Genomic DNA, 255 nt, shown 5'->3' on the forward strand with positions numbered 1-255 from the left:
AGCACCGGTTTCCCGGTGTTATCCCAGTCTTACAGGCAGGTTGCCCACGTGTTACTCACCCGTCCGCCGCTAACCAGCGGGACTTGCGTCCCAATGATTCGCTCGACTTGCATGTATTAGGCACGCCACCAGCGTTCGTCCTGAGCCAGGATCAAACTCTCCAATAAAGTTGAGTTGATTAGCTCATAAAAGTTACGTTGGCTTCATTTCGAAAGAAATGAATGTTTTATTGTTGACGTTTTTGTTTGTTTAGTT

Annotated in this window: 1 rRNA gene; it reads right to left on the reverse strand. The window is 47.1% G+C overall.

Annotation, left to right across the window (positions count from 1 at the left end):
• Positions 1-167 (reverse strand): 16S ribosomal RNA (locus tag M3234_RS29095); the annotation flags it as partial.
• Positions 168-255: the final 88 nt, after the last annotated feature.

Origin of the sequence: Neobacillus niacini (genome assembly GCF_023715785.1) — a bacterium.
GTDB lineage: Bacteria > Bacillota > Bacilli > Bacillales > Cytobacillaceae > Neobacillus > Neobacillus niacini_E.